Consider the following 26,029-nt stretch of genomic DNA (forward strand, 5'->3'; position numbering starts at 1 on the left):
AAGTAAACCTACGCCTGTCCCGCACAGATGCGACTTGCGGCCGTCAGCGCGCCATCGCCATGAGGAATGCCCAGCGCTTTCAGACCGGTATCAATTGCCCCCAGCGTGCCCAGCACCATATGCGCATTCACATGCCCCATATGGCCGATGCGGAAATGCCCGTGCCATTCCGGATCATTCGGCGGTACAATGCCAAGACCAATGCCCAGGGTCACGCCCATGTTTTCGCTTAGCCAATCGCGCAGCGTCGTGCCACTGGGCGCACCAATGCTGACACCTGTCACCGCATGACCGCGGTCCACCGCATCCGGCACCTGCATTTCCACAGGCCCTCCCTGCCCCCAGACGCCACAAGCAGCCCAGACCGCACGGGCAAGGGTCTCATGACGGGCCCAGGCGTTTTCCATCCCTTCCTCATGCACAAGCATGGTCAGCGCTTCGCGCAGGCCCAAAAGGTGATGGGTCGGCGCAGTGCCGTTGAAATACTGATAAAACCCTTCCGGGTTCGCGCGCGGGACCCAGTTCCAGTAAGGCGAGACCTGCTTCAGGCTTTTCTGCCGTTCCGCCGCTTTGTCATTGAACCAGACAAGCCCCAGCCCCGGCGGTGTCATCAACCCTTTCTGGCTGGAGGAAATCGCCACATCGACCCCCCAGGCATCCATTTCAAACCGATCACAGCCCATAGAGGCAATGCAATCCGCCAACAACAGCGCATCATGCCCGACACCATCCATCACCTCACGGAGGCGCTGCAGGTCATTTTTGTAAGATGTTGAGGTGTCCACATGCGCACATAGTATCGCTTTGATCTGCCCCTGATCCACGCTAAGCCGTGCCGAAATCTTATCAAAATCCCAGGCCGCGCGTTTGCCAAAATCCATGATCTCCACATCAAGACCCAGCCCCATGGCATGGTTCGCCCAGCCCTGGCCAAACATGCCGTTCACCAGCACCAGCACTTTTTCACCGGGCGCCACTGTGTTCACCAGTGACGCTTCCCAACCGCCATGGCCGTTCGACACATAGATCGCCACGTGGTGCTTTGTCCGCGCAACCGCTTTCAGATCGGCCACAAGACCATCCATCATATCAAGCAGCGGCCCGGTGTAGATATTGGGCGCAGCCACATGCATCGCATTCAGCACCCGGTCCGGCATGACCGATGGTCCCGGAATGGCCAGATAATGACGGCCAGCGGCCAGTGATATTTCCTGATCGGACATGTTGCGCCTGCGTTTCCCTGTTTCTTTTGCCATATGGTTATGGAGAAGAAACCCGCAGGTCAATCACCGTAAAACTGCGGTGTTCTTGCGCGCGCCTGCTGGACGGGCTACATCAGAGGGAATGCACGAGACAGGAAAAACCGTGACCGATACCTCCCCCCAGTCCTCAGTAAACAACACCCCGGATACTGCGGATGACTATTCTTCCCGCACTCTCTTTGCCCGTCTCTGGCGCGATTACCTGCGCCCGCATCGTCTGTCTCTGGCGGTTGTTGCGGTGTTTATGCTGATCAATGGCGCGTCTCTGGCGATCCTTGCGAAGATGTTGGAACCGATGTTTGACAATGTTTTTGTCGGCGGGGATGCAGATGCAATCTGGTGGATTGGCGGCGTGATCATGGGGCTGTTCTGTATGCGCGGCATATCGGAAATTCTCAGCAAAACCCTGCTTGCAAAAATTTCCATGCGTTCCTCAACCGATATGCAGGTGGATCTTCTGGATCATATCCTGAAACTTGACAGCCAGTTCTTCCACAAAAACCCGCCCGGTTCCCTGATGGAACGCATTCAGGGCGACACCGTGCAAGTGCAAAGCGTCTGGCGTGTGGTCATTCAGGGCGTTGGCCGTGATTTCTTTTCACTCTTCGGTCTGTTCTTTGTCGCAATCACCACAGATCCGGTCTGGACGCTGGTTGCCGTGGTCGCAGTACCCCTGCTGATCCTGCCCACCGCTGCTCTGCAACGCTACATCCGTCGCAAGACCCGCCATCTGCGTGAAGAAGCGGGCAAACGATCCACCCGGCTGGATGAGGTCTTTCACGGTATTCAGGCGATTAAGCTGAACCAGATGGAAACCTATCAGGTCAGCCGGTTCCGCGGGATCATTGACCGGATTGTAAAAGCCGAGGTGAAAACCGCTGCAAGCCAGGCCACCATCCCATCGATGATTGATATCGTAACAGGTATTGGTTTTTTCGCGGTCCTCATAGTAGGTGGCCACGAAATCATCGCCGGTGAAAAAACCGTCGGCCAGTTCATGACGTTCTTCACCGCCATGTCCCTGACCTTCCAGCCTTTGCGTCGTCTGGGCGGGGCCACAGGCCAGTGGCAGGTTGCGGCTGCCAGCCTTGAACGTCTTTACCGTCTGTTTGACACAAAACCCTCGATCACGTCACCTGCATCCCCGGTCACGCAGACCACCGATGCAGGCACAGAAATCCGCTTTGAGAATGTCGAATTGTCCTACGGCGCCCTGCCCGCCCTGCGTGGGTTGAGCTGCGTGGCAGAGGCCGGCAAAACCACCGCCTTTGTCGGCTCCTCCGGGGCGGGCAAAAGCACCGTCTTTAATGTGCTCACCCGCATGTCAGATCCGGATGCAGGCCAGGTCACTCTGGGCGGCACCGATATTCGCGCATTGTCACTGCCAGATTTGCGCGCGCAGTTTTCCTCTGTGGCCCAGGATGCGCTTCTGTTTGATGAAACCCTGCTTGAAAACATCATGCCCGGATTTGAGAATGTGGATGAAACCACCCTCTCGCGTGCACTGGATGCCGCCAATGTGTCTGATTTTGTGAACAGCCTTCCTGAAGGCCTGAACAGCCCGGCCGGGCCACGTGGTGCAAACCTGTCTGGCGGTCAGCGCCAGCGCATCGCCATCGCACGCGCACTCTTGCGCAATGCCCCGGTGCTGCTGCTGGATGAGGCAACTTCTGCCCTTGATACAAAATCCGAAGCCCTGGTACAGGCCGCAATTGAAACCCTGTCCGAAGGCCGCACAACGCTTGTGATCGCCCACCGCCTGTCCACCATCCGCAACGCCGATAAAATCGTGGTCATGGATCAGGGCCGCGTGGCGGAAGAAGGCACGCATGAGGACCTCCTGGCACAAAACGGCATTTACGCCGGTCTCTGGGCATTGCAGTCAAAATCGCCTGAAAATTAACCGCTGCTCATCGCTCCCTGACGGGTGCTCCTCGCTTCCTTTCACCTTCTGGAAATACTCCGGGGATGCGGGGGCTGCCCCCCCTTCACTTCTGCCGGTATGCCCGCGCCAGATCCTCTGGACGCGCCCCACAGATATAACGCAACAACAGCCAGAAATTGCGTCGCCCCCGGGTAAACCACCCCTGCCGGGTATATCGTTGCGCACTGGTTGTGATCGCCCCCGGCAGCAAAGTCACCCGCGGCAAGCGCCGTACCAGCGCCACATCCTCCATCAAAGGAATATCTTCAAATCCGCCTGCCTGATCATAGGCGTCCCGCGAAATCAGCAATGCCTGATCGCCATAAGGCAGGCTAAACACACGACTGCGCAGATTGGCCCAGCCCGCCACAAAACGCGCCTGCCAGCCCGGAGCATCAAAACGCAGATGAAAGGCTGCGGGCGCAGAACTGGTGGCGATATGTCCCGCGACCTGATCACACCAGTCCGCAGGCAGCTGCGAATCCACGTGCAGGAACAAAACCCAGGACATCTCTGCAATGTCCGCCCCGCGTTTAAGCTGCCCACCACGTCCCGGCAGCCCTGTCACAAGATGCGCCCCGGACGCCCCCGCAATCTCCTGACTTTCATCCGCAGATCCCCCATCTGACACAATCACCTGGGACACGCCGTCCAGCTGCGCCAGACAACGCGCCAGATCCTCCGCCCCATTCAGCACCGGAATAATCACAGAGAGTTCAAGAGAGGTTGTTTTCTTTCCCATCAGATGACTTATATCCTCAGAACCAGAGAATGACAGCCCGGGGATCCGACCATGACCACATATTATCTGCCAGAGCGCCGCGTGATCCGTGTGACCGGGGCGGAACGGCTCAGCTTCCTTCAGGGGCTTGTGACCAACACTATCGCGGACCACGGGCTGATCTATACGGCCCTTCTGACCCCACAAGGCAAATATCTGGCAGATTTCTTTGTGAAATCCGAAACGGATCACTTGCTGATTGATGTGGCCGAAAGCTTGGCCGCCGGCCTTGTGCAACGCCTGACCATGTATCGCCTGCGCGCTGATGTGCAGTTTGAGGAAACAGATCTGGCCGTGCTATGCGGCACAGGCGAATACCCGGACGGCGCGAACACGGACCCCCGCCACACATCCCTTGGCTGGCGCAGCTTTGGTGATGCAACTGGCCTTTCCCCTGCCCCGGATCAGACTGCCCTGCGCGTAGAACATCTGATCCCCGAAACCGGGATCGAACTGACCCCCGACACCTATATTCTTGAGGCAGGCTTTGAACGCCTCAACGGGGTGGACTTCAAGAAAGGCTGTTTCATCGGTCAGGAAATCGTCGCCCGGATGAAATATAAAACCGAATTGCGCAAAGGCCTCGCACGCGTGACGGTCACAGGCGTTGCAGAACCCGGCACAGAAATCACCCTTGATGGAAAACCCGTCGGCACCCTGCACAGCCGCGCGGGGGATCAGGCGATTGCATATCTGCGTTTCGACCGTGCCAAAGACGGTATGCTTGCAGGCGCCGCAAGCGTAACACTGGCCAAGTAAACCCAGGCCCGAAGCGGCGCTTTCGTCAGTTCCGGCTGCCCAGTTGCTTTGCAAGCAGCGCCGCCGCGGAAATATCCAGAGAAGCTCCATCATCCCGGATAATACCATCCTGCGTCGGGCGAAACAGCGAAGCCAGAACAATCGCCTCATTGTCTGCCCCAACGGATTTATCTTCACGGAAAGCAAGGAAAGCCTGGGCAAAAGCTTTCTTTTCTCCGGCATCCAGGGCCAGATGACGCTCACTCAGATACACCCGATATTGCAGCCTGATCCCCCAGAGGATCAGAGACATCACCAGCAATAGCCCCGCAATGGTCAGGGGTCCTTGACAGAAAACACCTGCTCTGTGCCCTGGGTCTGATAGAAGCTGGCTGCGATATAATCCCCTGCGAAGAAAGGAACCAGGAGAGCAATAAGAACGGCAACGCATGCAAAACCAATAAATCGTTTGAATGCTTTACCAGATGCCTCGATGTGCCCCTCTTGTCGATCTCCCCACAATTTGACCGGTGCCCGATATTGCATCTGAACCAGAAACTTATCCAACAACTCTTCATATCTGGCGCCATGAGCTTCTTGCTCTAAAGCATGCTCAGACATTCTCGCCCGGAAACTCTCTTCAATCTGGATCATCTCGCCATCGAATGTACTCTTGAATTCTTTCAGGCTTAGATCGAACTCTACAGATTGCCTCTCTTCACGCACTTCAACCAACTTCTGATTTGTTTCAAAGGTTCGGCTCCAACTTTCAGCCATATGTGACATCGTTTCAGTCAGCGTTTCACGCTCACGCTCAGCACCTTCAACTTCCTCGGCCATCGCAGCAGCATGCGCTTCAGCCATTCTCGCGGCACCTGCACGTTTCTGTGACGATATCTGGTGAAACGGCAGCGCTTCAGCTGCTTTTGCCCCCGCGACCAGCGCAGCCCCCTGTTCTTTCCTACCCTTTAGGTTTCCTGGCAAAGTGTGCGCCTCTAAAGAGATAAAGCAGAGATACACCGAAACCGCATCTTTCTGATTGCCATTATTGAAGAGCCCCAGCGTAAGCTGGCCTACCAGTGTTCGGGAGGGAGGCGGCAAAAGTACATTGCTTCTCGAGAATGGAAACTGCCTGTTGAAACCAGTCGCATTTTCCAGGTTCGACAGCACGTTCCCGAAACTCCGTCCGAAATTTCTCACCTGCAAACCAACAGAGGCCAGTTTTTCATCGTTGATAAACCAAAGCAGAAATTCCCGCCAAACCGCCTCTTCTTCTTTCAGATATTTCTCGACCGACGCTCTGCTTTTGAACTCCAGATCGTCCAGTGATTTGTATTGAATACGATAGGTCTCGCCTGCCATGAAATTACCTTTGCATGAATTAAAACACAGACCACCACAACCACAGGTGTATTCCAACAAAAAAGCGCCCCGGAGGGCGCTTCATTTTCTCATATTCGCAAGGGCTTATGCGCGCTCGGAATATTCCATGGATTCTGTGTTCACCACGATGTCTTCATCCTGGCCCACAAACGGCGGCACCATGACTTTCACGCCATTGTCCAGGATCGCTGGCTTAAAGCTGTTCGCAGCAGTCTGGCCTTTCACAACGGGCTCTGTCTCAACAACCTTACAGGTCACTTTCTGCGGCACAGTCGCGTTCAGTGCTTCGGTATCATAGAATTCCACCACGATGGTCATACCGTCCTGCAGGAAGGGGCGGCGTTCGCCCAGCAGGTCAGATGGGATCTGGTTCTGCTCATAGGTTTCGGTATCCATAAAGATCAGCATACCGTCGTCTTCGTACAGGAACTGCTGGTCTTTCTGTTCCAGGCGCACACGTTCCACTTTGTCAGCAGAGCGGAACCGTTCGTTCAGCTTGGATCCGTTGCGCAGGTTCTTCATTTCCACCTGAGCAAAGGCGCCGCCCTTACCAGGTTTCACGTGATCGACCTTAACAGCGGCCCAGAGACCATCGTTATGTTCCAGCACATTGCCGGGGCGAATTTCGTTTCCGTTGATCTTGGGCATGGGTAAATTCCTGATAAATCTTGATCGGATCTGACCGGAACCTATATATAGATGACCCGAAGCTGACAAGCCGGTGTCCGGTGCGAATATTCCTGCGGTGTAAATGCCTCAATAAGCCATGCGCAACGTGCATAGCTACCATTCCGAGATAGCAACACCGAATCAGTAAGAATTACGCCATATTGGACGTCACGCTTCTAAGCACAAGAGCAAAAATATAAAGGACGGCGAGATGCTTGATTTCGTTGATGGTTCAGCGTTTAACAATGAACAGGGCAACCGCGCTAAAAAGCTGTTTGCCGCTGTGGTTCTGGCCGCGCTGGACGACGCCATTGCTGACGACAAAAAATACGGTAACGGCCCTGAGCAAATCGCGCGCTGGGCACGCTCCCGCGATGGACGCGAAGTTCTGTCCTGCGCCGGCATTGATCCGAACGAACGCGTTGTGGGCGGCCTGATGGAATTCGTGGGCAAAGGTGTCCGGACCTCCGTGGCTCTGTCCCGTGAGGAAAGTGAACGCCGCAACCAGCAGGCCGAAGCAGCTTAAGCGCTGTTTAACTGCTGAGATTGAACGTTTTGTGAAACGCGCCTGATCCGGGCGCGTTTTTCTTTTGGCCAATCCTGTGCCTACAACGCGCTGAAGATCACGGCTGGCAGGATGACACTGGCCGCGGTCAGCCCCAGGCCGATACGGGCAAGCATCCCATGATGACGCCGCCAGAGGATCCCCAGCAGCACCACGACAAGCGCAAGCTCAGCCAGGGCCACCCATCCCCCGTGATGATCCACATCCCAATAGCTGAGAGGGCTGTGAAACACCCAATCCGTCAGCGGCCAGAACTGCGCCCGGGCATCATCATTGTGGAAGGGGAAATCAAAACAAAGGTGCAGAAACCCTGCCCCGGCAAAAGCCCGCAACCAAAGCGGCCCGCGCCAGAATGCCAGGATCAGAAGCCCGCCCCAGAGGATAAAACTGTTATCCACCTGAAACACAGCCTGCCAGGCATCTGAGAAATAATATTCATCAAACACAATCTGTGGCGAAATCCCGCGCCACCAGATGGCATGAATGGACAGCAGATACAGGGACAGATCTGGCATCAGCCCCCCGACGACCGCCGCAAGGTTTACACGCGGGGCATGGGCTTTGCCGCAGACCGCAAGACCGATCAGCAGATGTGTGGGTGTGTTCATCCCCGCCCTTCTCTGTACAAAAGAAAAAACCCCGTCAGGATATCCTGATCGGGGCTCTCTGAAATGTAAACGATTTTACGCGACAGTCATCAGCTTTCGAAATCGCGTGAAGACACTGTGCGGTAGATCTCGCGACGAACCATCTTGCGCATATTCCGCGTGATCCGTTCCCCAAGTGCCCCGCGCAATTCCTGGCGCACCACATCCGCAACCAGATCACGCAGCTTATCTTCATCCATTGCCGAAATGATCGCCTCACCCCGATCAGTTTCCTCATCAGCGGCGATAGGCCCCGCACTGGTTTCTGTTACGTCCTCAGTGACAGACAGGTCTTCAACACGGTCCTCATGCGCCGGTGCTGTGAATTCCGGGGCGGATTCCGCATTTTCCTGCTGTTCCACCTGGGCTTCTGTGTGTGTTACAACAAATTCCTCAGTCGCACTGCTTTCCGACACAGGCTGTTCCTCCGCAACCGGAGACACCTCAATGTCGTCAGGAACGGACAGTTCGTCAGAACCTTCAGCCAGATCCGCGATCTCCGTCACCTCGGAAATTGCGACTTCAGGCGAATCTGATGGCATAGCCGCCAGCAATGCTTCCGAAAGTTCGTCCTCAACCTCTTCGGCAGAAGGCAGATCAACCACCTGCGTCTCATCAACATCCGCAGCGTGTTCTTGATTGTCCACGTCTTGCACATCGGGGATCTCACGATCCACGAAAGCGGCGATATCGGCAGCAACCTGTTCTTCAGTCCCGACGTCTTTCGGATTAAATTCATCCTGGGTTTCAGGGCTTTGCACAACTGCGGGTGCGGTGTTTGTATCAGCAGACAGCTCTGCCGGGGTGATGGAGCCGGCCCCCAGTACAATATCTTCCCGCGCGACAAGGGCAGCTGTCGTCAGCAGAAATGGTGCCGGAACGACTTCCTCAGTTGCCGTGACCTCTTCCTGCAAAAGAAGCGGCGCAACAGTAACCGCTTCGTGTTGTCCCAAGACATAAATATCTGCGGTCTCAGCCTTCGGGGTAACGTTGAAATCAGAAAACTTCTCAACAGCCAGATCCGCAAGCTCTGTCCCATCGGTTTCCCAATCATCATCCTGGTCGGAAATCGCGGTTTCCATATGCGCAGCTTTGTCTTCCAGGCGCTTGAAAGCAGCCACAACAGCTGTCGCATCTGTGGTCGCAAATTCCGCCAATGGGGCTTCGGCAAGGGCCTCAAAATCGACAGCAGGACCTTCATCCAATGCGTCATCTCCGGCAGAGATGGCAGCGCCTTCGGTCAAATCCGTCTCAAACCCGGTCGACTCCAGCTCTTCAACCTGAACTGATTCTACCTCAGCCACAGATGCAATCCCTGCGTGCATATCAGCAGCCTGACTTTCTTCAACAACCTGATCCTCAGCAACCACAAATCCGCTGTTCCAGGACACATCCGCTGTGCTTTCCGCCACATCGGGAACCAGAACACCCTGGCCCACAGACGCATTTTCCTCATGATTTACAGAAACTTCGGGCGTAATCAGCACGGGCGTCACAGGCGCCGGGGCAACCACTTCAACCGAAGTGCTGTCATCAGAAACAAGTTTACGGATAGACGATAAAACATCTTCAACTTCGGCCTTGGAAACGGGTTCTGACATTGACTGATCCTATGGTTACGACATCCGGAAAACAAAAGATGGTGAGGGGTAATATACGCCCTGCACCATCTTCACACAACAGACAGGTAAAATTCTAACCGCGAAAGCGGGATCATCTGTTTATATCTTTTTCACGATCACCAGATCAGTTGTTCCCACCCCCGGCAATCGAACGCAACAGATTGTCCAGACGTTCGCCCTGTTCGCTGGTCACAGGACGGATTGGCGCACCGGAAACGGCATCATAATAATCCGTCGGATCGTAAGTCTGTACACCAAGGTTCAGATGTTCAGCCGTCAAAAGCCCCATGCTTGACAAAAGCGTATAGGCTGCAATCTGCGCATCCGCCTGCGCAGAGGCAAGATTGGTGCGCGCATCAAGCAGGTTTTGTTCAGCATCAAGGACATCCAGTGTTGTTCGTGCACCAAGACGGGCCTCTTCACGCACCCCCTCCCAGGCTGCCCGGGACGCGGTAATCGCCCGGTTGCTCGCCGTAATCTGCGCCTGAGAGACGCGGAGCTGTGACCATGCGTTTGCAACATTCTGTTCAATGCGCTGACCGGTGACCAAAAGATTGGCGCGGGATGCATCCCGTTGAGCCATAGACTGGCGCTGCAGTGATTTCAGCTGCCCACCCTGATAGATCGGCCCTGTAACGCTGACACCGATATTCCCGGTCAGATCGCGATCATTTTCAACCACACCGGTTCGCGCAGTCAGATTAACGCTTGGCAGCATCTGGCGTTCCGTTGACATCAGGGACAATTCACTGATTGTGACCTGACGCTGCGCCCCCTTAAGATCGGGATGGTTCTGCCGCGCGATGTTAACCGCGGCACGCATATCCGCAGCCGCAGAAGGCGCGCGCGGTGCACGTGCCAGAGAAGACGGATACCGGCCAACAACGGCCCGATATTCTTCGCGAGAAACCGCGAGACTGCCTTCACGTGCGGCCAGGTTTGCCCGCGCCAGCGCAAGACTGGCTTCCGCCTGAGACACATCTGTACGCGTAATTTCACCAACATCAAATCGATCTCGCGCAGCGCGCAGTTCTTCTGAAATCAGACGGACCTGATTGTTGCTAAGATCCACAGACTGCAAATCACGACGCACATTCATATAGGCTGACACCGCACGCAGCAGCACCTGCTGTTCTACGCCTGTCAGCGCATCACGGGTTGCCAGAACGGTTTCTTTCTGCACCTCAACAGCAAGATTTCCCCGACCAAACTGATAGATGGGCAGACTGAAATCAATGGTCGCGCTTTCTGTGAAACGGCCAGAGATGTCACCGTTGCTGTAATTCCGCTGGCTTGCAATGGTATAACTTACAACCGGACGCAGACGCGCAACAGCCTGTGCCACACCTTCATCGGCTGCACGCAAAGTTGCGCGTTGCTGCTCCAGCAGGCCTGAACTTTCATAAGCAGATACAAGCGCATCCGCGAGGGTTTCTGCCTTTGCCGGCAATGCGGCAAGAACCGAAACTGCTGCCAATGCTGAAATGCTCAGCCTGCGAAATGCGATGCCCATGCCCTGTCTCCTGTTACACCAATGATCTGCATATGTAGTGATACGCAGATCTGGGATTTTCTGTCGTCCGGGTAAAGCTGCGCTGATGCACATCCCGTTTTGCGTTTTTACAGCGTAAAGCCAACGTTCGCTTCAAAGCCCGGCAGAACCGGGGCGGTCGCGTTGAACATATCGCGCCAGTCAATGGTTCCGTCAATTTTCTGACCGATCCGCATGGTGCCCAGCACGCCGTCCATAAAGATCGCGCCGATACGGCCACCTTCAGCCAGCTGATCCGCGATTGTCGCAGGGATCTGCGCCACGCCGCCTTCGATCAGGATCACGTCATATGGCCCGTGCTTTGCTGCGCCTTCCGCCAGCGGACCTTCCATGATCGCCGCATTGTCTGCGCCCGCTGCACTCAGCATGCTCTGCGCTTCATCCGCCATACCATCCAGATCTTCCACGGCCACAACCGCATCAGAAAGACGTGCCAGAATTGCTGCGGAATACCCAAGACCACAGCCCAGGTTCAGCACCAGTTCATCCGGCTGAATGTTCAGCGCGTCCAGCATTTTGGCAAAAGTGCGCGGTTCCGTCACAACACGGCCCGGTGCCAAAACCACTTCACGGTCGGCATAAGCGGCATCACGCTGCCCTTCGGGAACGTAGTTTTCACGTTCAACCTTCAGCATCGCATCAATGATTGGAAATTTGGTGACATCAGACGGGCGCACCTGCGTGTCGACCATCATTGTACGGCGGGTGGCATAATCTGACATAACTAAACTCATTCGTCTGGTTTCGTTATGATCCTCTTGCCACAGAAGCCACGCCGGGGCAATAGATCCATCGTATTACGCCCCCCGTCAAAACACCCTGTGAGAGGTATCATGTTTTTCCTGCTTCTGCGCCTGCTGATCAACAAATGGGTGGTGCTTCTGCTGCTTGGCACAAGCTTTTACTATTTCCCCGAAGAAACCAGCGCTAACCTCGGACGGCTGATCCAATGGGGCGCCTCGCTGATATTCTGAAAACAGAATTTCAGTCCTGCAAATCTGCACCGGATTTAATTTCCGCAGCAATAAATGCAGCCTCTTCCCTGGTAAAGCTGCCGGTGATCAAAGCCACACTGCTGATAATTTCGGACATAATCCGGGGCGCTGTAAAAACCTCACCGTCAAAAATAATGGCGACAGTTTTCCCGACATTATCAGCCGTATACAGGGCAAATACAGCGGAAGCTCCCGGCGTAAATTCCACGGTTATACCCGGGGCGCCATTTTGATCCAGGCTGGCATAAGCATCTGCAAAAGCGCCCTGCGGCAAAATAGTTTCAACCCGCACAATATAAATGTCGTGGGCGTCGTCCCTTCCCGGCACAAGCATCTGTCCATCCGGCACCTCTTCTGTCATGTCGATTGTCCGGCCCGTCACCTCGTGAAAACTCAGCCCATCAGATACAGCCGGCCAAACAGAAAACAGCAGGACGATTACAGCCATGAAAGCCGACTTTACCCAAGTTTGAATGGACTCTGATGTCATCGCTTGTCACCACCTTTACCTAAACTGCCCAAATTGCCCGGCAGAAAGAAACAATCAAACTGTTTTGACAGCTTGCAGAACAGCGTTACGCCAATCGGCCAGCTGATCAGGAACATGTGCAGCCAAACACAGTAAACTCACAGAGTAAATCTGCCCTACGAATTGAGACATTCGATAAGAAAGCCAAATAACCTTGGTATATGGAAGTGGTACCACCTCCCCGGCTCGAACGGGGGACCTCCTGATCCACAATCAGGCGCTCTAACCTACTGAGCTAAGGCGGCACTGGCGCTGATTTAGCCGAGCAGTCTGGGGATTGCAAGGGCCGGAATGCGGAAAAATGCATCTCTTTTGCCCGACATCCCGCCCAGGTCTTCCTCTACCCCAAATCCCGCATTCCCTTGTCATCCGCTGCCACACAGGATAGTCCCAACACAACAAATTAAGGAGCAATCGCGCCATGGGCATCAATACACCAAGTGAAATTACCGCAAATCTTCAGATCGGCCCGACCGATGAAGGCATGGTACGGATCTATATTGAAGGCGACGGGATTGAACTGCCAATGGATTTTGATCCCGAAGAAGCGCGTGAGATTGCGGAAGAGATTCTGGCCGCTGCCGCCGGTGTTGAACAACAGACCGGCAAATAAGCTTTAACCTTCCAGATGTCTGACATCCGGATCGCGATATCTGCGATCCCTGCGCGCGGCAACACGTGCGAAATCTAAGGTCACTGCCCTCCGTCTTGCGGCGGGCAGTTTTACCTCCGGGGCTTCGCGGATGATTTCACCGCCATAGGCATCTGCAATGATCAGCCCCATGCCATCCGGCAGAACATCCACCGGAAAATCCGCATCCACAGCCCAGTAGAACCGGTCACACCAGGGCAGATAGCCCTGCCATTTCTGATCCGCGCGGAAATCCTCAATCCCGGATTTACACTCCACAATCGCAATCTCGCCCTTTGGGCCAAGGGCGATCACATCCACCCGCAATCCACGCGTTGGCACATATTCCAGCAGCGTTTCCCAGCCCAGAGACGCAAACGCACGGCAAATGCCGCGCGCAAGCCTCTGTCCCGGTTGATTGGGCAGATGTTCCGACATACCTACAACATGAACATATCAGGAACAGTATGCAAGTTTACTTTGTACAGCGCGCCAGTGCTGCGCCCAGATCCTTCAGCAGGGCAGGATACAATCCGGCACCTGGTTCATGTTCTGCCCCCAGAGGATCCGCAACCACGATTTCATAGGCACGTCCTTCAAACACCGCGGCCAGCAGACCCGGGTTATAGGCTGGTTCTACGATAACGCAGGCCACATCATGTTCCGCCACCAGCTCCTGGATCTCACGGATATGGGCCGCACCTGGCTCTGCCGCATGGGAATCGGTCACGGCACCAACCGAACGCTGACCAAAGCGGGTTTCGAAATAGGCGTAGGCATCATGGGTGACGATGTGTGCGCCCGTCGCACCGGACAACTGGCCTTCGAATTCTGCGCTTAAAGCATCCATATCTGCGGCGAACGCTTCGGCATTCTGCATATAAAGCGCCGCATTCTCTGCATCCATTTCCCCAAGCTGCACAGCAATCGCACGGGCCACAACAGAGGCATTGTCCGGATTCAGCCAGACATGTGGGTCATCGCTGTGATCCCCATGCCCTGCATGATCATCGTGACCTTCTTCGTCATCATGATCGTCATGCCCGTGCTCATCATGGGTTTCCTCATCGTGGGTATCATCTGCATGATCGTCGTGATGGTCATCATGATCATCCGCATGCGCATCATGTGCATCCTCATGTTCATGCGCTTCGCCTTCGCCATGCGCGCCGGTGATTTCAATCAGGGTCACGCCGGGCAATTCCGCCCAGATCATTTCCACCGCATCCGGTGACAGATCTTCAGTCACACCTTCCAGCCAGGGGGTCAGCCCGGCGCCGACACTCAGAACCACATCCGCATCCTGCAGCAACTGCGCTTCTGACGGGCGCATTGCATAGTGATGCGGATCCGCACCCGGCGGCAGCAGAACCGCAGGTTCGCCCGCGCCCTGCATCACGCGCGCGGTGATCGAATGCAGCGGTGCAATATCGGTCACAACCTGCGGGACCTCGGCAAAAACAGGGGCGGCACAGGCAATCATCGCAGCAACAGGAAGATATCTCAGCATGGGGATCTCATGTTATAATATTACATTTGACGCCACCCACTATATGATACATTATAACATCACAAGCCAAAACATGCGAAAGCCTCCAATGAACAGCGGATTCGAAAAACACGATCATGGCACCTGTGTTGCCACCTCTATCAGAGTGGCAGAGGATCACTGTGCAACACACAAACTGCAACTCACCCCTGTGCGCCGCAGAGTTCTGGAACTGCTGCTGGAAGGGCATAAAGCCCTGGGTGCTTACGATATTCTGCCAACCCTTGCGGCGGAAGGTCTGGGCAGCCAGCCCCCCGTGGTTTATCGCGCACTCGACTTTCTGCAGACCCATGGCTTTGCGCATAAGGTTGAAAAGCTCAACGCCTGGACGGCCTGTATGCACCCGGGCGAAGACCATAACCCTGCATTTATGATTTGCTCCGATTGCGATATGGTTGCTGAAATTCCAGCATCCCCTGTGACCGGCGACCTTGGCCGCGCGGCGGATAAAATGGGCTTTTCCATCAACACCGCAGTGATTGAAGTCGAAGGCACCTGCCCCAGCTGTCAGGAAGACAAAACTACATGAGCAATCTGATCGAGGCGCGCGACATCACCGTGCGCGCCGGCACGACCCCGGCCCTGCGCAATGTGGACTTCTATATCGCACCCGGTGAAATCGTAACCGTGGTCGGGCCAAACGGGTCGGGAAAAACATCACTTTTGCGCGCGATTACCGGTGCCGCTGACATCACCTCTGGCAGTCTGAAACGCCGTGACGGTCTGCGCATTGGGTATGTGCCGCAAAACCTGCGCATTGATCCCAGCCTGCCCATGACGGCGGCGCGGTTTCTGTCCCTGCCCAAACGGCGCAGCCTGACGGATATTCGCACAGCGCTTGCGTCGGCGGGTGCCGAGAAACTGGAAAAACGCCAGATCGCCGATCTCTCCGGCGGGCAGTTTCAGCGCGTGGTTCTGGCGCGCGCTTTGCTGGAAAAACCCGATCTTCTGATGCTGGATGAACCCACAACTGGCCTGGATCAGCCGGGATCCGCTGCCTTTTATCGCCGTATTGAGTCTCTGCGTGAAGAAACAAACTGCGCCATTCTCATGGTCAGCCATGAACTGCATGTGGTGATGGCCAGCTCTGACCGGGTGATTTGCTTGAACGGTCACGTCTGCTGCCACGGCACGCCGGATATCGTCGCCTCTGCCCCGGAATATCGCGCGCTTTTTGGTTCCGGCACGCAGGGCGCGCTGGCGCTTTATCGCCACCAGCACGACCACAGCCACCCCCATGGACCGGACTGCAACCACCCGCTGGAAGAGACTGACAATGCTTGATGACTTTATAATCCGTGCAGCCCTTGCAGCGCTTGGAACCGGCATCGCGGCAGGGTTTCTTGGCTGCTTTGTCGTCTGGCGCAGGCTGGCCTATTTCGGCGATGCAACCGCACATGCCGCCATCCTTGGCGTCGCCCTTGCCCTTGCCTTTGGTACTTCAGCGCTGACCGGTGTACTTGGCATTTCCCTGATCATGGCGCTTCTACTGTCTACGCTCGCGGGCCGTCAGCTGGGCCATGACAGCATCCTCGGCGTGCTGGCCCATACGGCGCTGGCGCTTGGCCTTGTGATTGTTTCCCTGCTACAAGGCATCCGCATTGATCTCTCTGCCTGGCTTTTCGGTGAGATCCTCGCTGTTGGTAAATCAGACCTCGCCCTGATCTGGTCCGGCACCGTGCTGATAGCGGTCTTGCTGATCTGGCGCTGGCAAAAGCTTCTGACAGCAACCCTGTCCCCGGATCTGGCCTATGCCAGCAACATCAATCCAAAACGCGAAGAACTGATCCTGACCCTCGCGCTTGCCCTTGTGGTCGCTGTGGCAATCAAAGTCGTCGGCGCATTGCTGATCGGCGCGCTGCTGATCATCCCGGCATCCGCCGCCCGCCCATGGGTCCGCACGCCCGAAACCATGGCCGCCATGGCCGCTGGTATTGGCGCGCTGTCTGGTGTCGGGGGGATCTACATTTCTGCCCAGGCCAACACACCGGCTGGCCCGACAATCATCTGTGTGGCGGCAGGGATCTTCATGATCACCCTGCTCACCCGCAACCTGACGCGGCTTAAAACGCTTTAAACGTCATCGTGGTCAGGGAACGTTCAAGTTCCGTCACATCTGCGAGGATGCCGTTGATAAACTTCCCGGTGTCCTCGCCCTCAGGCACATAAAGCTTCATGATCAGATCATAATCGCCTGAGGTTGAATAAAGCTCAGAATGCACTTCCTTCAGCAGGATCTGTTCCGCCACTTTATAGGTCGTGCCCGGACGACAGCGCAGCTGCACAAAAACCAGATTAGTCATGGATCTCTCCCGTTATAAGTCGCCCGAAATCTCGCACAGATCGCCGCACCCACACAATGGGCAATTGAGCATATTGGAAATTCCGCCCCTGCCCCCTATAAGCGAGAGAGTTTATCTGATGAGGCCCGCCATGCGCACAGCAACCGTGACCCGTAAAACCAATGAAACCGATATTTCTGTTGAGGTGAACCTCGACGGCGCCGGCATCTATGACATGCAGACCGGCGTGGGTTTCTTTGACCATATGCTGGATCAGCTGGCGCGCCACTCCCTGATCGACATCACCGTGCGCGCCACGGGCGATCTGCACATTGATGATCACCACACCGTGGAAGACGTGGGCATTGCCCTGGGTCAGGCCCTCACGCAGGCGCTTGGCGATAAAAAAGGCATCCGTCGCTACGGTGAATGCCACCTGCCGATGGATGATGCCCAGGTGCGTTGTGCGCTGGATCTCTCTGCACGGCCTTTCCTTGTGTGGAATGTCGAAGTGCCGACCCAGAAGATCGGTACATTTGACACCGAACTTGTGCGCGAATTCTTCACAGCCTTCGCGACTCAGGGCGGCATCACCCTGCATATCGACCAGATCCACGGGTTCAACAGCCACCACATCGTCGAAGCAGCATTCAAAGCCGTGGCCCGCGCTCTGCGCATCGCCGTGGAAACCGACCCGCGCAAAGCGGATGCGATCCCCTCTACCAAAGGGGCTCTCTAAGTGCTGACTGCAATTATTGACTACGGGTCCGGCAATCTGCACTCCGCAGAAAAGGCCTTTCAACGCATGGCTGGTGAAGTAAACGCCGGTGAGGTCATCGTGACATCTGACGCCGATACAATCGCCCGCGCCGACCGTCTGGTTCTGCCAGGTGACGGTGCCTTCCCGGCCTGCCGCCAGGAACTGGTGGATCACACCGCGATCTGCGAAGCGATGGAACAGGCTGTTGTCAAAGAAGGCCGCCCCTTCCTTGGCATCTGCGTCGGCATGCAGCTGATGGCCAGCATCGGTCGTGAATATGAAGACACGCCAGGCCTTGACTGGATCAAAGGCGAAGTTGTGGACATCACCCCGTCTGACCCCGCGATGAAAGTCCCGCATATGGGCTGGAATGATCTGGTGCTGCATCAGGAACATGCTGTGCTGGATGGCATCACATCCGGCGATCATGCCTATTTCGTGCACAGCTTCCGTTTTGACGTGACAAATCCGGCAGACCAGCTGGCCCATGTGGATTACGGCGGCAATGTCACCGCAATCATCGCACGCGACAATATGATCGGCATGCAGTTCCACCCGGAAAAAAGCCAGCACACAGGCCTGCGCCTGATCGGCAATTTCCTGACCTGGAAGCCTTAACAAAAAATGAAGGGCGGCTTAATCCGCCGCCCGCCTGATATGCATAACATATGCATATGATGTGCATGCATTGTGCATAGGGTATTCAGGCCCTTTTCATCTTGCCTGAAATACTCCGGGGATGTGGGGGCAGCGCCCCCACGAAGGCCAGATTTAAATCAATTCACGCGGCTCCAGGTGCCACCGGAACGACAGATCCCAAAGACACAGCCACGCACAGTCAGACTGTTGCCAGACAACTGCATATCACCGTTATAAGTCTTGTCGCGATCCGGGCTGTACACCTTGCCATTGTCGTAATTGCCGTCACCGATATTTTCCATATCCCAGACAAGACGCTTGCCGACATTGTCAGTCTCAAGCTGCGTACCCGCACTGTCATATGCCCGCACAAGCGTTCCGCAAACTGCTGATCCGCAAGCAGAAATTTCAATATGCCCATAGTGACCATTGTCATCCGGAATGGTCTGCCAGGTGCCGTAGATCGGGTCCGCCATCGCAGCTCCCGCCATAGCAACAACGCCCAGCGCAGCCAGTGCAATCTTCTTCATAACATCTCTCCCTTTTAAGTTTTCGCCATGATGGCGGGCAATCCTATGTTCTGTCCAGACTTACCTCAGGTGAAGCTGCGACCACAGGCTCTTTGCAAACGGGCGCACATCATGGCAAAAGCACGCTGAATCAGTCAGGAGTTCCCCATGATCCTTTACCCCGCTATCGACCTCAAAGACGGCCGCGCCGTGCGCCTTGTGCATGGGGATATGGAACAGGAAACCGTGTTCAACGACAACCCCGCAGCGCAAGCGATGGAATTCGTGAACGCAGGCTGTGAATGGCTGCATCTTGTTGATCTTAATGGGGCTTTTGCCGGTGAACCTGTGAACGCCGCCCCCGTGGAAGAGATCCTGAAACAAACCAAAACCCCTGCCCAGCTGGGTGGCGGCATCCGGGATATGGCGACAATTGAACGCTGGATCGACAAGGGCCTGGCGCGTGTAATCCTGGGCACAGTTGCCGTCGAAAATCCGGATCTGGTGCGTGAAGCCGCAAAAGAATTTCCAGGCAAAGTCGCCGTGGGTATTGATGCGCGCAACGGCAAAGTTGCCACCAAAGGCTGGGCTGAGGAAACCGACGTCATGGTCACCGACCTTGCAAAATCCTTTGAAGACGCCGGCGTTTGCGCGATTATTTACACAGACATCCTGCGCGATGGCGCGATGAAAGGCGTGAATGTCGAAGCCACCGCTGATCTGGCCCGCGCCGTTTCAATCCCGGTGATCGCGTCTGGCGGTGTCAGTTCCCTGGAAGACCTGCGCGCGCTGAAATCCTGCGGTGCAAATCTGAACGGCGCCATTTCCGGGCGCGCACTTTATGATGGTGCCATTGACCTGAAAGCGGCACTGGATGTCCTGAAGGGCTAATTCGGGGCTCAGCTATCCCTGTTTACCATTTATAATCTCAGGGGATTCCCTCTGCTGCGTATTTGTTGTAGATTTATCAAAACAAAAACAAATACGCGCAGAACAACATGGCAATTGGCGAAGCAGGCAGCCTCGACACGGCCCAGGATGCAGTCCCTGGCACCCCTCCTCTGGTGCCAGTTCCTATTCGTGTCGATTTCACAGAGAATATTACTGACCCGGTAATTGTCATCAGCGGGACCCAAAACGGTGGCGATCCCTATACCATCCGGATCACGGACAGCGACGAAACCGGTTTCAGCTTTATCATTGAAGAATGGGAATATCTTGATGGCGCGCACCCCGCTGTAGAAACCATCAACTGGGTCGCCATTTCTGCGGGCACACACACGCTGCCGGATGGCAGAACTGTCACCGCAGGCACCACAACAGCAGATGGAACTGGCAGCACACCGGTTTCATTTGGTTCAACCTTCTCTTCCACGCCGACCGTTCTGACATCGGTTATGTCAAACAATGACATAACTGCAGTTGATAGTGATCCCAGTGGGGTAACGACCACAGGCTTTAATCTCAGCCTCCAGGAAGAAGAAGCAGAAAACGACGACCACGGTTCAGAAACCATAGGCTGGATCGCAATCGAAACCGGGGGAAACAACACAGGCAACTCAGGGGTTTCCCTCACCCAGGGCGGAGTGAACCACAACACAGATACCGTGAACATGGGCACGACGTTCACAAATGGCGTTTATATTGCCGACACGCAAACCATCAATGGTGGCGATACCGCCCGGGTTGCCCTCAGTAATCTGACAAACTCTTCCACTGGCGTCCATATTCAGGAAGAACGTTCGGATGACAATGAAACCAATCACATCGATGAAACTGTTGGCGTTATTGGCTTTGAAGAAGGTCTGATCCCCTGCTTCAAAGCCCGGGTGTCTGATTGCCACACCCTATGGCGACAGGGCAGTTGAGGCATTGGTGACAGGGGATATGGTGCTGACACAGGACCACGGACCACAACCACTGCGCTGGGTTTGCAGACGTACCTTGGGCACCTCTTTTCTGACAGCTAGCCCACAGCACAGCCCAATCTACATTCAGAAAGACAGTATCGCGCCAGGAATTCCCGCCCGTGATATGCGTGTCTCTCCGCAGCATCGCATGCTGATTACCGGCTGGAAAGCGCAACTCTTGTTTGGTGAGGTCGAAATCCTGGTTCCGGCAAAGGCGCTGATCAATCATGACACGATTTACGTTGATCAGGGTGCAGATCAGGTCACATATATCCACCTTCTCTTTGATCAGCACGAAATCGTCACGGCCGAAAATGCCCCAACTGAAAGCCTACACGCCGGGCAGCTTGCCAAAGGGCTTTTGCCCGGGGCACAGCGTGATGAACTGCTGGGTATTTTCCCGGAACTGCGCACCCATAATGGCAGCTATGGCCCGACAGCCCGCCTCACCCCGACGGTCAATACATCGCGGTTGCTTGTTTAAGCTTTTCATTGCCCCCGCCTGCCTCTAAAACCATGCGCGAACAATGAGGGGCGTGCTGTGCTGAAAACCCGGATTATCCCATGTCTTGATGTGGCTGAAGGTCGTGTCGTGAAAGGTGTGAACTTCGTTGACCTGATTGATGCAGGCGACCCTGTCGAAAGCGCGCGTGCCTATGATGCGGCCGGTGCGGATGAAATCTGCTTTCTCGACATCAAAGCCACCCATGAAAACCGTGGCACGATGTTTGATGTGGCACGACGCACCGCAGAGCAATGCTATGTGCCCCTGACAATCGGTGGCGGTGTGCGCACCGCACAGGATGTGCGCGATCTGCTGCTGGCGGGTGCGGATAAGGTCTCTTTTAACTCCGCCGCAGTCGCGAACCCTGATGTTGTCTCACAGGCGGCCAATCAATTCGGCAGCCAGTGCATTGTTGTGGCCATTGACGCCAAAACCGTTGCACCTGGCAAATGGGAAATCTTCACCCATGGCGGACGTAAAGAAACTGGCATTGATGCGGTTGATTTCGCAAAAACCATGGTGGTGAAAGGTGCAGGTGAAATCCTGCTGACCTCAATGGATCGTGACGGAACCCGTGCCGGCTTTAACCTGCCCCTGACCCGTGCCATTTCAGATTCTGTCAATGTACCTGTGATCGCTTCCGGCGGCGTTGGCACCCTGGATCACCTGGTAGAAGGCGTGACAGAAGGCGGCGCATCTGCGGTGCTTGCGGCGTCTATCTTCCACTTTGGTGATTACACCATCCGTGAGGCCAAGGAACATATGGCCAATGCGGGTATCCCGATGCGACTGGAGTAACCCATGCACACGCTTTCCCGCCTTGCAGAAACCATCGCCAGCCGTGCGAATGCGGATCCGGACAGTTCGTGGACGGCAAAGCTTCTGGCGAAAGGCCCTGAAAAATGTGCCGAGAAATTCGGTGAAGAAGCCGTGGAAGCCATCATCGCTTCTGTCAAAGGCGATACAACAAACCTGACTGCAGAAGCAGCCGATGTTCTTTACCATCTGCTGGTGATGCTGCAGGCGTCAGGCGTGAAATTTGAAAGCGTCCTGGCGGAACTTGACCGGCGCGAAGGCACCTCCGGCATTGCAGAAAAATCCGCGCGCCCGAAGGCTTAACAGCCGCGCCCGGTCATCACCTGATCAATCAGCGGGCGACATTGGTCTGCCTGCCCACCACAGCAATCTTCCATCAGATAGCCAAGCAACCCACCAACACCCTGAAAATCTGCAAAATACCGGACAGTTCGCCCGTCCCGTTCATTGCGGATCAGTCCGGCGCGCAGCAGGATCGACAAATTCACAGAGGCCGTGTTCTGTTTCTGTCCGAGCGCTGTGGCGATTTCCCCGGACAACATGCCCTGATTTCCTGCCTGCACCAGACGGCGAAAAACATCCAGCCGGCTTTCCTGACTCAGCGCGCCAAAGGCGATTATAGCTTGTTTCTTATCCATATTCTCTATCTACGCCCGCCAATCCCGCTTGTCACCGACCTCGCGCTGTTTTCACAAGAAAATCATCCTCTGTAACTTTCATGGACAAAGCCTGACGCGCTGCCCATATTCCATTCAACATCGAAAGGAGCGCCATGACACGTTACCACAAAGACCCCGACGCCATCGCCCGCCTCAGCGCGGAAGAGTTCCGTGTGACACAGGAAAACGGCACCGAACGCCCCTTCACAGGCGTATTGGACAAAAACAAAGCGACAGGGCTTTATGTCGATATTGTCTCTGGTGAGCCTTTGTTTACCTCCATGGATAAGTTCGACAGCGGCTGTGGCTGGCCAAGCTTCACAAAACCTGTGGAAGATACCCACGTGCAGGAACTGCATGACACAACCCACGGCATGATCCGGACGGAAGTACGGTCCACCCATGGTGACACCCACCTGGGCCATGTCTTCCCGGATGGTCCAGCTGACCAGGGCGGGCTGCGCTATTGCATCAATTCTGCCTCCATGCGTTTTATTGCGCTGGCAGATCTGGAAGCAGAGGGCTATGGCGAATACGCACATCTGTTTGAGGGAGAAACATCATGAGCTTAGAGCGCGCAGTACTGGCCGGGGGCTGTTTCTGGGGCATGGAAGACCTTGTCCGCCGCATGGATGGGGTTGTTACCACCCGCGTCGGTTATACGGGCGGCGATGTGCCCAATGCGACCTATAAAGATCACGGCACCCACGCCGAGGGGATTGAAATCACCTTTGATCCTGCAAAAACCAGCTTTCGTAAGCTGCTGGAATTCTTCTTCCAGATCCATGATCCGACCACGATAAACCGCCAGGGGAATGATCTGGGCACAAGCTATCGCTCTGCCATTTTTTATGTCGACGAAGATCAGAAGGCCTGTGCAATTGATACGATTGCCGATGTGGATGCCTCAGGCCTCTGGCCCGGGAAAGTCGTGACTGAGGTTGTGCCAGTCCGTGACTTCTGGGCGGCGGAAGACTATCACCAGGATTACCTGGAAAAGAACCCAAACGGCTATACCTGCCATTTTGCGCGTCCGGATTGGGTGCTGCCAAAACGATCAGAAAGCTAACCATATGGGGGCACTGCCCCCATATCCTTTGCCGATTCAGGGCAAAGTCAAATGCGCCCCTCAGACTGCGTTGAAACCGCCGAAAGCACCACCGGCGAAAATCAGTGGCGCAAATTCATTATTAAACTCTGCCCGCAGAACCTGCCCGACCTGGATCAGGTGATCTCCGGCTTCATGCTGACCCGCTGCCTCACATTCAAACCGTGCGCAGCAGTTGGGCAGAAGTGGTACATCACCCATTCCCTCAACGATATCCAGCCCGGCGAACGCATCACCATTTTTGGCAAATGCCATGGCCAGATCGCCTTGATCTTCGCGCAATACGTGAATGGCAAAATGGCTGGCGCTTGTGAAAGACGCCGTGCGTTCGGATCCTTTCATCGGACACCAAAGCACCAGAGCCGGATCAAGAGACACCGAAGAGAAGCTGTTCACAGTCATCCCGACCGGCCCACTATCTGTGCGGGTGGTCACGATGCAGACGCCGGTCGCAAAGCGGCCATAGGCATCGCGCAGCTGACGTGTATTCTCAGGCGTGGGGGTAAATGCAGTCATGGTCGCTCGTCCGTTTCCTGCGCCCCCAATACGCGGCCTGCCCCACCTGGCGCAAGCCGCAATTTTGTGCGTCAGCCCACAGCCTGCATTGGCAACCAGAGCACGATCATCGGAAACGCAACCAAAAGCGCGATTGTCACCGCATCCGCGATGAAAAACGGGGTCACGCCTTTGAAAACATCCTGGACGCTCAGATCATCGCGCACACCGGCCACGACAAAGCAGTTCAACCCAATCGGCGGCGTAATCAGGCAGAATTCAGCCATCTTCACCACAAGGATCCCGAACCAGATCGCACACATTGGGCCGGACATGCCGAAGGTGCTGTCTGCGGCGGATACGAACTCACCGCCATTCAGCGCCATGACCGCGGGATAAACCACCGGCAATGTCAAAAGCAGCATGCCGATCGCATCCATGAACATTCCCAGCACAGCATAGGCGAGCAGGATGAAGACCAATGTCAGCATTGGGGATTGTTCAAGTCCGGTGATCCAGTCAGAGAATGCCCCCGGCAGATCTGCAAACCCCAGGAAGCGCACATAGATCAGCACACCCCAGATGATGGTGAAGATCATGACCGACAGTTTTGCCGTTTCAAGCAAAGCATCTTTCAGCTGCGGCCAGCGCATTCCGCGCCAGAGCGCCATACAGAAAACCACAAAAGCGCCAATCGCCCCGCCCTCTGTTGGTGTGCCCCAGGCGTCACCCCCGAAAGGATTGTAAACGAAAAGAATTATCGTCGCGACGACGACCAGGATTGGCAATGCCGGGGGCAGGGATTCAAACCGTTCCTTCCAGGTGAAGCCCTTCACTGGCGGACCAAACCCTTTGATCATCATGGCCATGCCGATGATCAGTGCACCGTAAACAATTGCGGAAAATACCCCTGGCAGGAAACCCGCCAGCAACAGTTTCCCCACATCCTGTTCCACAATAATCGCATAAATCACAAGGATAGCAGAGGGCGGGATCAGACTGGCAAGCGTACCGCCCGCAGCAACCACACCCGCTGCGAATTTCTTGTCATACCCGATTTTCAGCATTTCCGGGATGGCGATCCGCGCGAATACAGCCGCCGTCGCAACAGAAGCCCCGGACACCGCAGCAAATCCCGCTGTCGCAAAGATAGTCGACACGGCTAACCCGCCCGGCACCCAGGCGATCCAGCGTTTCGCCGCCTCAAACAAGGCCTGCGTCAGCCCGGCGTAATAGGCAAGATAGCCGATCAGGATAAAGGTCGGGATCAGGGAAAGCGCCTGTGTCGTCACCTTGGAATGCGGCACCTGCCCGGCGGTTTTCGCAGCCACTGTCAGCGCCCAGCCGAAATCATCAATACCGTAATTTTTCTTTGCCCAGAAGATCCAGATCAGCCCGAGAAAGCCCGCAAGCCCCGCCGCGAACGCAACGCGCATCCCCAGAATGACCATCAAAAGCATCACAGCCGAAACAATCAGGCCAATGGTAATAGGTTCCAT

The 26,029-nt window shown here is 55.5% G+C and carries 34 protein-coding genes and 1 tRNA gene; 17 read left to right on the plus strand and 18 right to left on the minus strand.

Annotation, left to right across the window (positions count from 1 at the left end; translation table 11 throughout):
- Positions 1–8 precede the first annotated feature (8 nt).
- Complete coding sequence (locus H1D41_RS06955) at positions 9–1,223, minus strand: pyridoxal-phosphate-dependent aminotransferase family protein (RefSeq protein ID WP_228848213.1); 1,215 nt, start codon at positions 1,221–1,223, stop codon at positions 9–11.
- A 142-nt stretch (positions 1,224–1,365) separates the two neighbouring features.
- Here H1D41_RS06955 and H1D41_RS06960 point away from each other — a divergent pair, with 142 nt between their 5' ends.
- Positions 1,366–3,165, plus strand: coding sequence for an ABC transporter ATP-binding protein (locus H1D41_RS06960; RefSeq protein ID WP_324250267.1), 1,800 nt, complete (start codon positions 1,366–1,368; stop codon positions 3,163–3,165).
- An 85-nt stretch (positions 3,166–3,250) separates the two neighbouring features.
- On the opposite strand, the gene H1D41_RS06965 is transcribed toward H1D41_RS06960, so the two are convergent.
- Positions 3,251–3,928, minus strand: coding sequence for a TIGR04283 family arsenosugar biosynthesis glycosyltransferase (locus H1D41_RS06965; protein WP_228848214.1), 678 nt, complete (start codon positions 3,926–3,928; stop codon positions 3,251–3,253).
- A 66-nt stretch (positions 3,929–3,994) separates the two neighbouring features.
- Between H1D41_RS06965 and ygfZ the strand changes: the two genes are divergently transcribed.
- Positions 3,995–4,726, plus strand: a complete 732-nt coding sequence (ygfZ, locus tag H1D41_RS06970; protein WP_228848371.1) for a CAF17-like 4Fe-4S cluster assembly/insertion protein YgfZ — start codon at positions 3,995–3,997, stop codon at positions 4,724–4,726.
- A gap of 25 nt (positions 4,727–4,751) precedes the next feature.
- On the opposite strand, the gene H1D41_RS06975 is transcribed toward ygfZ, so the two are convergent.
- The 3 genes from H1D41_RS06975 to efp form a co-directional block, all read right to left on the minus strand.
- A complete protein-coding gene (locus H1D41_RS06975) occupies positions 4,752–5,018 on the minus strand; it encodes a DUF6161 domain-containing protein (protein ID WP_228848372.1) in 267 nt (88 codons plus the stop codon).
- A gap of 23 nt (positions 5,019–5,041) precedes the next feature.
- Positions 5,042–6,067: a hypothetical protein gene (locus tag H1D41_RS06980; protein WP_228848215.1), complete on the minus strand. Its 1,026-nt coding sequence runs from the start codon at positions 6,065–6,067 to the stop codon at positions 5,042–5,044.
- 105 nt (positions 6,068–6,172) lie between these two features.
- Positions 6,173–6,736, minus strand: coding sequence for an elongation factor P (gene efp / locus H1D41_RS06985; protein WP_107497539.1), 564 nt, complete (start codon positions 6,734–6,736; stop codon positions 6,173–6,175).
- A 232-nt stretch (positions 6,737–6,968) separates the two neighbouring features.
- Between efp and H1D41_RS06990 the strand changes: the two genes are divergently transcribed.
- Entirely contained in the window at positions 6,969–7,283 is a 315-nt protein-coding gene (locus tag H1D41_RS06990) for a DUF6280 family protein (protein WP_107497538.1), read from the plus strand.
- 80 nt (positions 7,284–7,363) lie between these two features.
- Here the strand turns inward: H1D41_RS06990 and H1D41_RS06995 are convergent, their stop codons facing one another.
- The 4 genes from H1D41_RS06995 to H1D41_RS07010 form a co-directional block, all read right to left on the minus strand.
- Positions 7,364–7,930, minus strand: coding sequence for a cobalamin biosynthesis protein CobQ (locus H1D41_RS06995; RefSeq protein WP_228848216.1), 567 nt, complete (start codon positions 7,928–7,930; stop codon positions 7,364–7,366).
- Positions 7,931–8,019: 89 nt separating this feature from the next.
- A complete protein-coding gene (locus H1D41_RS07000) occupies positions 8,020–9,570 on the minus strand; it encodes a hypothetical protein (RefSeq protein ID WP_228848217.1) in 1,551 nt (516 codons plus the stop codon).
- A 145-nt stretch (positions 9,571–9,715) separates the two neighbouring features.
- The gene (locus tag H1D41_RS07005; RefSeq protein ID WP_228848218.1) at positions 9,716–11,104 is read right to left on the minus strand and encodes a TolC family outer membrane protein; all 1,389 of its coding nucleotides are present in this window, start codon (positions 11,102–11,104) and stop codon (positions 9,716–9,718) included.
- A gap of 107 nt (positions 11,105–11,211) precedes the next feature.
- Positions 11,212–11,865 carry a protein-L-isoaspartate O-methyltransferase family protein gene (locus tag H1D41_RS07010; protein WP_228848219.1) on the minus strand — a complete coding sequence of 218 codons (654 nt, stop codon included), beginning with the start codon at positions 11,863–11,865 and terminating at the stop codon, positions 11,212–11,214.
- Between the two features lie 111 nt (positions 11,866–11,976).
- Here H1D41_RS07010 and H1D41_RS07015 point away from each other — a divergent pair, with 111 nt between their 5' ends.
- Entirely contained in the window at positions 11,977–12,117 is a 141-nt protein-coding gene (locus H1D41_RS07015) for a hypothetical protein (RefSeq protein ID WP_228848220.1), read from the plus strand.
- A gap of 10 nt (positions 12,118–12,127) precedes the next feature.
- Here H1D41_RS07015 and H1D41_RS07020 read toward each other — a convergent pair whose 3' ends face one another.
- Together H1D41_RS07020 and H1D41_RS07025 are read right to left on the minus strand one after the other, a co-directional pair.
- Complete coding sequence (locus H1D41_RS07020) at positions 12,128–12,628, minus strand: SecDF P1 head subdomain-containing protein (protein ID WP_228848221.1); 501 nt, start codon at positions 12,626–12,628, stop codon at positions 12,128–12,130.
- Positions 12,629–12,835: 207 nt separating this feature from the next.
- A tRNA-His gene (locus tag H1D41_RS07025) sits at positions 12,836–12,912 on the minus strand.
- Positions 12,913–13,088: 176 nt separating this feature from the next.
- On the opposite strand from H1D41_RS07025, the gene H1D41_RS07030 reads away from it, so the two are divergent.
- Entirely contained in the window at positions 13,089–13,280 is a 192-nt protein-coding gene (locus H1D41_RS07030; protein ID WP_107497532.1) for a DUF6324 family protein, read from the plus strand.
- A gap of 3 nt (positions 13,281–13,283) precedes the next feature.
- On the opposite strand, the gene H1D41_RS07035 is transcribed toward H1D41_RS07030, so the two are convergent.
- Entirely contained in the window at positions 13,284–13,736 is a 453-nt protein-coding gene (locus H1D41_RS07035; protein ID WP_228848222.1) for an MmcB family DNA repair protein, read from the minus strand.
- 37 nt (positions 13,737–13,773) lie between these two features.
- On the minus strand, positions 13,774–14,808 hold the full coding sequence (locus H1D41_RS07040) for a zinc ABC transporter substrate-binding protein (RefSeq protein WP_228848223.1): 1,035 nt from the start codon (positions 14,806–14,808) through the stop codon (positions 13,774–13,776).
- Positions 14,809–14,896: 88 nt separating this feature from the next.
- Here H1D41_RS07040 and H1D41_RS07045 point away from each other — a divergent pair, with 88 nt between their 5' ends.
- From H1D41_RS07045 to H1D41_RS07055, 3 genes are read left to right on the plus strand one after another with little or no spacing between them, the layout of a single operon-like run.
- Positions 14,897–15,376 carry a transcriptional repressor gene (locus H1D41_RS07045; RefSeq protein WP_228848224.1) on the plus strand — a complete coding sequence of 160 codons (480 nt, stop codon included), beginning with the start codon at positions 14,897–14,899 and terminating at the stop codon, positions 15,374–15,376.
- Positions 15,373–16,131, plus strand: coding sequence for an ATP-binding cassette domain-containing protein (locus tag H1D41_RS07050; RefSeq protein ID WP_228848225.1), 759 nt, complete (start codon positions 15,373–15,375; stop codon positions 16,129–16,131). The genes H1D41_RS07045 and H1D41_RS07050 overlap by 4 nt, the downstream gene beginning before the upstream one ends.
- Positions 16,124–16,924, plus strand: coding sequence for a metal ABC transporter permease (locus H1D41_RS07055; RefSeq protein ID WP_228848226.1), 801 nt, complete (start codon positions 16,124–16,126; stop codon positions 16,922–16,924). The genes H1D41_RS07050 and H1D41_RS07055 overlap by 8 nt, the downstream gene beginning before the upstream one ends.
- Here H1D41_RS07055 and H1D41_RS07060 read toward each other — a convergent pair.
- Positions 16,911–17,150 carry an Lrp/AsnC ligand binding domain-containing protein gene (locus H1D41_RS07060; protein WP_107497528.1) on the minus strand — a complete coding sequence of 80 codons (240 nt, stop codon included), beginning with the start codon at positions 17,148–17,150 and terminating at the stop codon, positions 16,911–16,913. The genes H1D41_RS07055 and H1D41_RS07060 overlap by 14 nt on opposite strands.
- A 130-nt stretch (positions 17,151–17,280) precedes the next feature.
- On the opposite strand from H1D41_RS07060, the gene hisB reads away from it, so the two are divergent.
- Both hisB and hisH read left to right on the plus strand, forming a co-directional pair.
- Positions 17,281–17,868: an imidazoleglycerol-phosphate dehydratase HisB gene (gene hisB, locus H1D41_RS07065; protein WP_228848227.1), complete on the plus strand. Its 588-nt coding sequence runs from the start codon at positions 17,281–17,283 to the stop codon at positions 17,866–17,868.
- Complete coding sequence (gene hisH / locus H1D41_RS07070) at positions 17,869–18,507, plus strand: imidazole glycerol phosphate synthase subunit HisH (protein WP_228848228.1); 639 nt, start codon at positions 17,869–17,871, stop codon at positions 18,505–18,507.
- A gap of 158 nt (positions 18,508–18,665) precedes the next feature.
- Here the strand turns inward: hisH and H1D41_RS07075 are convergent, their stop codons facing one another.
- Positions 18,666–19,058, minus strand: a complete 393-nt coding sequence (locus tag H1D41_RS07075; protein ID WP_228848229.1) for a DUF2147 domain-containing protein — start codon at positions 19,056–19,058, stop codon at positions 18,666–18,668.
- A 147-nt stretch (positions 19,059–19,205) separates the two neighbouring features.
- Between H1D41_RS07075 and hisA the strand changes: the two genes are divergently transcribed.
- From hisA to H1D41_RS07100, 5 genes are all read left to right on the plus strand, one after another.
- Positions 19,206–19,928 carry a 1-(5-phosphoribosyl)-5-[(5-phosphoribosylamino)methylideneamino]imidazole-4-carboxamide isomerase gene (gene hisA, locus H1D41_RS07080; RefSeq protein ID WP_228848230.1) on the plus strand — a complete coding sequence of 241 codons (723 nt, stop codon included), beginning with the start codon at positions 19,206–19,208 and terminating at the stop codon, positions 19,926–19,928.
- 107 nt (positions 19,929–20,035) lie between these two features.
- Positions 20,036–20,905 carry an H-type lectin domain-containing protein gene (locus H1D41_RS07085; protein ID WP_228848231.1) on the plus strand — a complete coding sequence of 290 codons (870 nt, stop codon included), beginning with the start codon at positions 20,036–20,038 and terminating at the stop codon, positions 20,903–20,905.
- Between the two features lie 7 nt (positions 20,906–20,912).
- On the plus strand, positions 20,913–21,431 hold the full coding sequence (locus H1D41_RS07090) for a Hint domain-containing protein (RefSeq protein ID WP_228848232.1): 519 nt from the start codon (positions 20,913–20,915) through the stop codon (positions 21,429–21,431).
- A gap of 57 nt (positions 21,432–21,488) precedes the next feature.
- Positions 21,489–22,250 (plus strand): imidazole glycerol phosphate synthase subunit HisF, encoded by a 762-nt coding sequence (gene hisF / locus H1D41_RS07095; protein ID WP_228848233.1) that lies wholly within the window; start codon positions 21,489–21,491, stop codon positions 22,248–22,250.
- Positions 22,251–22,253: 3 nt separating this feature from the next.
- On the plus strand, positions 22,254–22,571 hold the full coding sequence (locus H1D41_RS07100) for a phosphoribosyl-ATP diphosphatase (RefSeq protein ID WP_228848234.1): 318 nt from the start codon (positions 22,254–22,256) through the stop codon (positions 22,569–22,571).
- Here H1D41_RS07100 and H1D41_RS07105 read toward each other — a convergent pair.
- A complete protein-coding gene (locus H1D41_RS07105) occupies positions 22,568–22,906 on the minus strand; it encodes an ArsR/SmtB family transcription factor (protein ID WP_228848235.1) in 339 nt (112 codons plus the stop codon). The genes H1D41_RS07100 and H1D41_RS07105 overlap by 4 nt on opposite strands.
- Before the next feature lie 134 nt (positions 22,907–23,040).
- Here H1D41_RS07105 and msrB point away from each other — a divergent pair, with 134 nt between their 5' ends.
- Complete coding sequence (msrB, locus tag H1D41_RS07110; protein ID WP_107497519.1) at positions 23,041–23,493, plus strand: peptide-methionine (R)-S-oxide reductase MsrB; 453 nt, start codon at positions 23,041–23,043, stop codon at positions 23,491–23,493.
- Positions 23,490–23,996, plus strand: a complete 507-nt coding sequence (msrA, locus tag H1D41_RS07115; protein ID WP_228848236.1) for a peptide-methionine (S)-S-oxide reductase MsrA — start codon at positions 23,490–23,492, stop codon at positions 23,994–23,996. Before msrB ends, msrA begins: the two co-directional genes overlap by 4 nt.
- A gap of 60 nt (positions 23,997–24,056) precedes the next feature.
- Here msrA and H1D41_RS07120 read toward each other — a convergent pair whose 3' ends face one another.
- Together H1D41_RS07120 and H1D41_RS07125 are read right to left on the minus strand one after the other, a co-directional pair.
- Positions 24,057–24,551: a flavin reductase family protein gene (locus H1D41_RS07120; RefSeq protein ID WP_228848237.1), complete on the minus strand. Its 495-nt coding sequence runs from the start codon at positions 24,549–24,551 to the stop codon at positions 24,057–24,059.
- A gap of 71 nt (positions 24,552–24,622) precedes the next feature.
- Entirely contained in the window at positions 24,623–26,029 is a 1,407-nt protein-coding gene (locus H1D41_RS07125; RefSeq protein WP_228848238.1) for a TRAP transporter large permease, read from the minus strand.

The sequence above is a fragment of the Halocynthiibacter styelae genome, assembly GCF_016123485.1.
GTDB lineage: Bacteria > Pseudomonadota > Alphaproteobacteria > Rhodobacterales > Rhodobacteraceae > Halocynthiibacter > Halocynthiibacter styelae.

Coding starts and splice junctions, on each gene's coding strand:
- H1D41_RS07060 (WP_107497528.1), bottom strand. CDS start 17,150: ATGACTAATCTGGTTTTTGTGCAGCTGCGCTGTCGTCCGGGCACGACC.
- H1D41_RS07030 (WP_107497532.1), top strand. CDS start 13,089: ATGGGCATCAATACACCAAGTGAAATTACCGCAAATCTTCAGATCGGC.
- H1D41_RS07020 (WP_228848221.1), bottom strand. CDS start 12,628: ATGACATCAGAGTCCATTCAAACTTGGGTAAAGTCGGCTTTCATGGCT.
- H1D41_RS06990 (WP_107497538.1), top strand. CDS start 6,969: ATGCTTGATTTCGTTGATGGTTCAGCGTTTAACAATGAACAGGGCAAC.
- H1D41_RS07040 (WP_228848223.1), bottom strand. CDS start 14,808: ATGCTGAGATATCTTCCTGTTGCTGCGATGATTGCCTGTGCCGCCCCT.
- H1D41_RS07105 (WP_228848235.1), bottom strand. CDS start 22,906: ATGGATAAGAAACAAGCTATAATCGCCTTTGGCGCGCTGAGTCAGGAA.
- msrB (WP_107497519.1), top strand. CDS start 23,041: ATGACACGTTACCACAAAGACCCCGACGCCATCGCCCGCCTCAGCGCG.
- H1D41_RS07085 (WP_228848231.1), top strand. CDS start 20,036: ATGGCAATTGGCGAAGCAGGCAGCCTCGACACGGCCCAGGATGCAGTC.
- H1D41_RS07125 (WP_228848238.1), bottom strand. CDS start 26,029: ATGGAACCTATTACCATTGGCCTGATTGTTTCGGCTGTGATGCTTTTG.
- H1D41_RS07015 (WP_228848220.1), top strand. CDS start 11,977: ATGTTTTTCCTGCTTCTGCGCCTGCTGATCAACAAATGGGTGGTGCTT.
- hisB (WP_228848227.1), top strand. CDS start 17,281: ATGCGCACAGCAACCGTGACCCGTAAAACCAATGAAACCGATATTTCT.
- H1D41_RS06965 (WP_228848214.1), bottom strand. CDS start 3,928: ATGGGAAAGAAAACAACCTCTCTTGAACTCTCTGTGATTATTCCGGTG.
- efp (WP_107497539.1), bottom strand. CDS start 6,736: ATGCCCAAGATCAACGGAAACGAAATTCGCCCCGGCAATGTGCTGGAA.
- H1D41_RS07055 (WP_228848226.1), top strand. CDS start 16,124: ATGCTTGATGACTTTATAATCCGTGCAGCCCTTGCAGCGCTTGGAACC.
- H1D41_RS06995 (WP_228848216.1), bottom strand. CDS start 7,930: ATGAACACACCCACACATCTGCTGATCGGTCTTGCGGTCTGCGGCAAA.
- H1D41_RS07005 (WP_228848218.1), bottom strand. CDS start 11,104: ATGGGCATCGCATTTCGCAGGCTGAGCATTTCAGCATTGGCAGCAGTT.
- H1D41_RS07010 (WP_228848219.1), bottom strand. CDS start 11,865: ATGTCAGATTATGCCACCCGCCGTACAATGATGGTCGACACGCAGGTG.
- H1D41_RS07045 (WP_228848224.1), top strand. CDS start 14,897: ATGAACAGCGGATTCGAAAAACACGATCATGGCACCTGTGTTGCCACC.
- H1D41_RS06975 (WP_228848372.1), bottom strand. CDS start 5,018: ATGTCTCTGATCCTCTGGGGGATCAGGCTGCAATATCGGGTGTATCTG.
- H1D41_RS06955 (WP_228848213.1), bottom strand. CDS start 1,223: ATGTCCGATCAGGAAATATCACTGGCCGCTGGCCGTCATTATCTGGCC.
- H1D41_RS07100 (WP_228848234.1), top strand. CDS start 22,254: ATGCACACGCTTTCCCGCCTTGCAGAAACCATCGCCAGCCGTGCGAAT.
- H1D41_RS07035 (WP_228848222.1), bottom strand. CDS start 13,736: ATGTCGGAACATCTGCCCAATCAACCGGGACAGAGGCTTGCGCGCGGC.
- msrA (WP_228848236.1), top strand. CDS start 23,490: ATGAGCTTAGAGCGCGCAGTACTGGCCGGGGGCTGTTTCTGGGGCATG.
- hisA (WP_228848230.1), top strand. CDS start 19,206: ATGATCCTTTACCCCGCTATCGACCTCAAAGACGGCCGCGCCGTGCGC.
- H1D41_RS06980 (WP_228848215.1), bottom strand. CDS start 6,067: ATGGCAGGCGAGACCTATCGTATTCAATACAAATCACTGGACGATCTG.
- H1D41_RS07050 (WP_228848225.1), top strand. CDS start 15,373: ATGAGCAATCTGATCGAGGCGCGCGACATCACCGTGCGCGCCGGCACG.
- H1D41_RS07075 (WP_228848229.1), bottom strand. CDS start 19,058: ATGAAGAAGATTGCACTGGCTGCGCTGGGCGTTGTTGCTATGGCGGGA.
- H1D41_RS07120 (WP_228848237.1), bottom strand. CDS start 24,551: ATGACTGCATTTACCCCCACGCCTGAGAATACACGTCAGCTGCGCGAT.
- H1D41_RS07000 (WP_228848217.1), bottom strand. CDS start 9,570: ATGTCAGAACCCGTTTCCAAGGCCGAAGTTGAAGATGTTTTATCGTCT.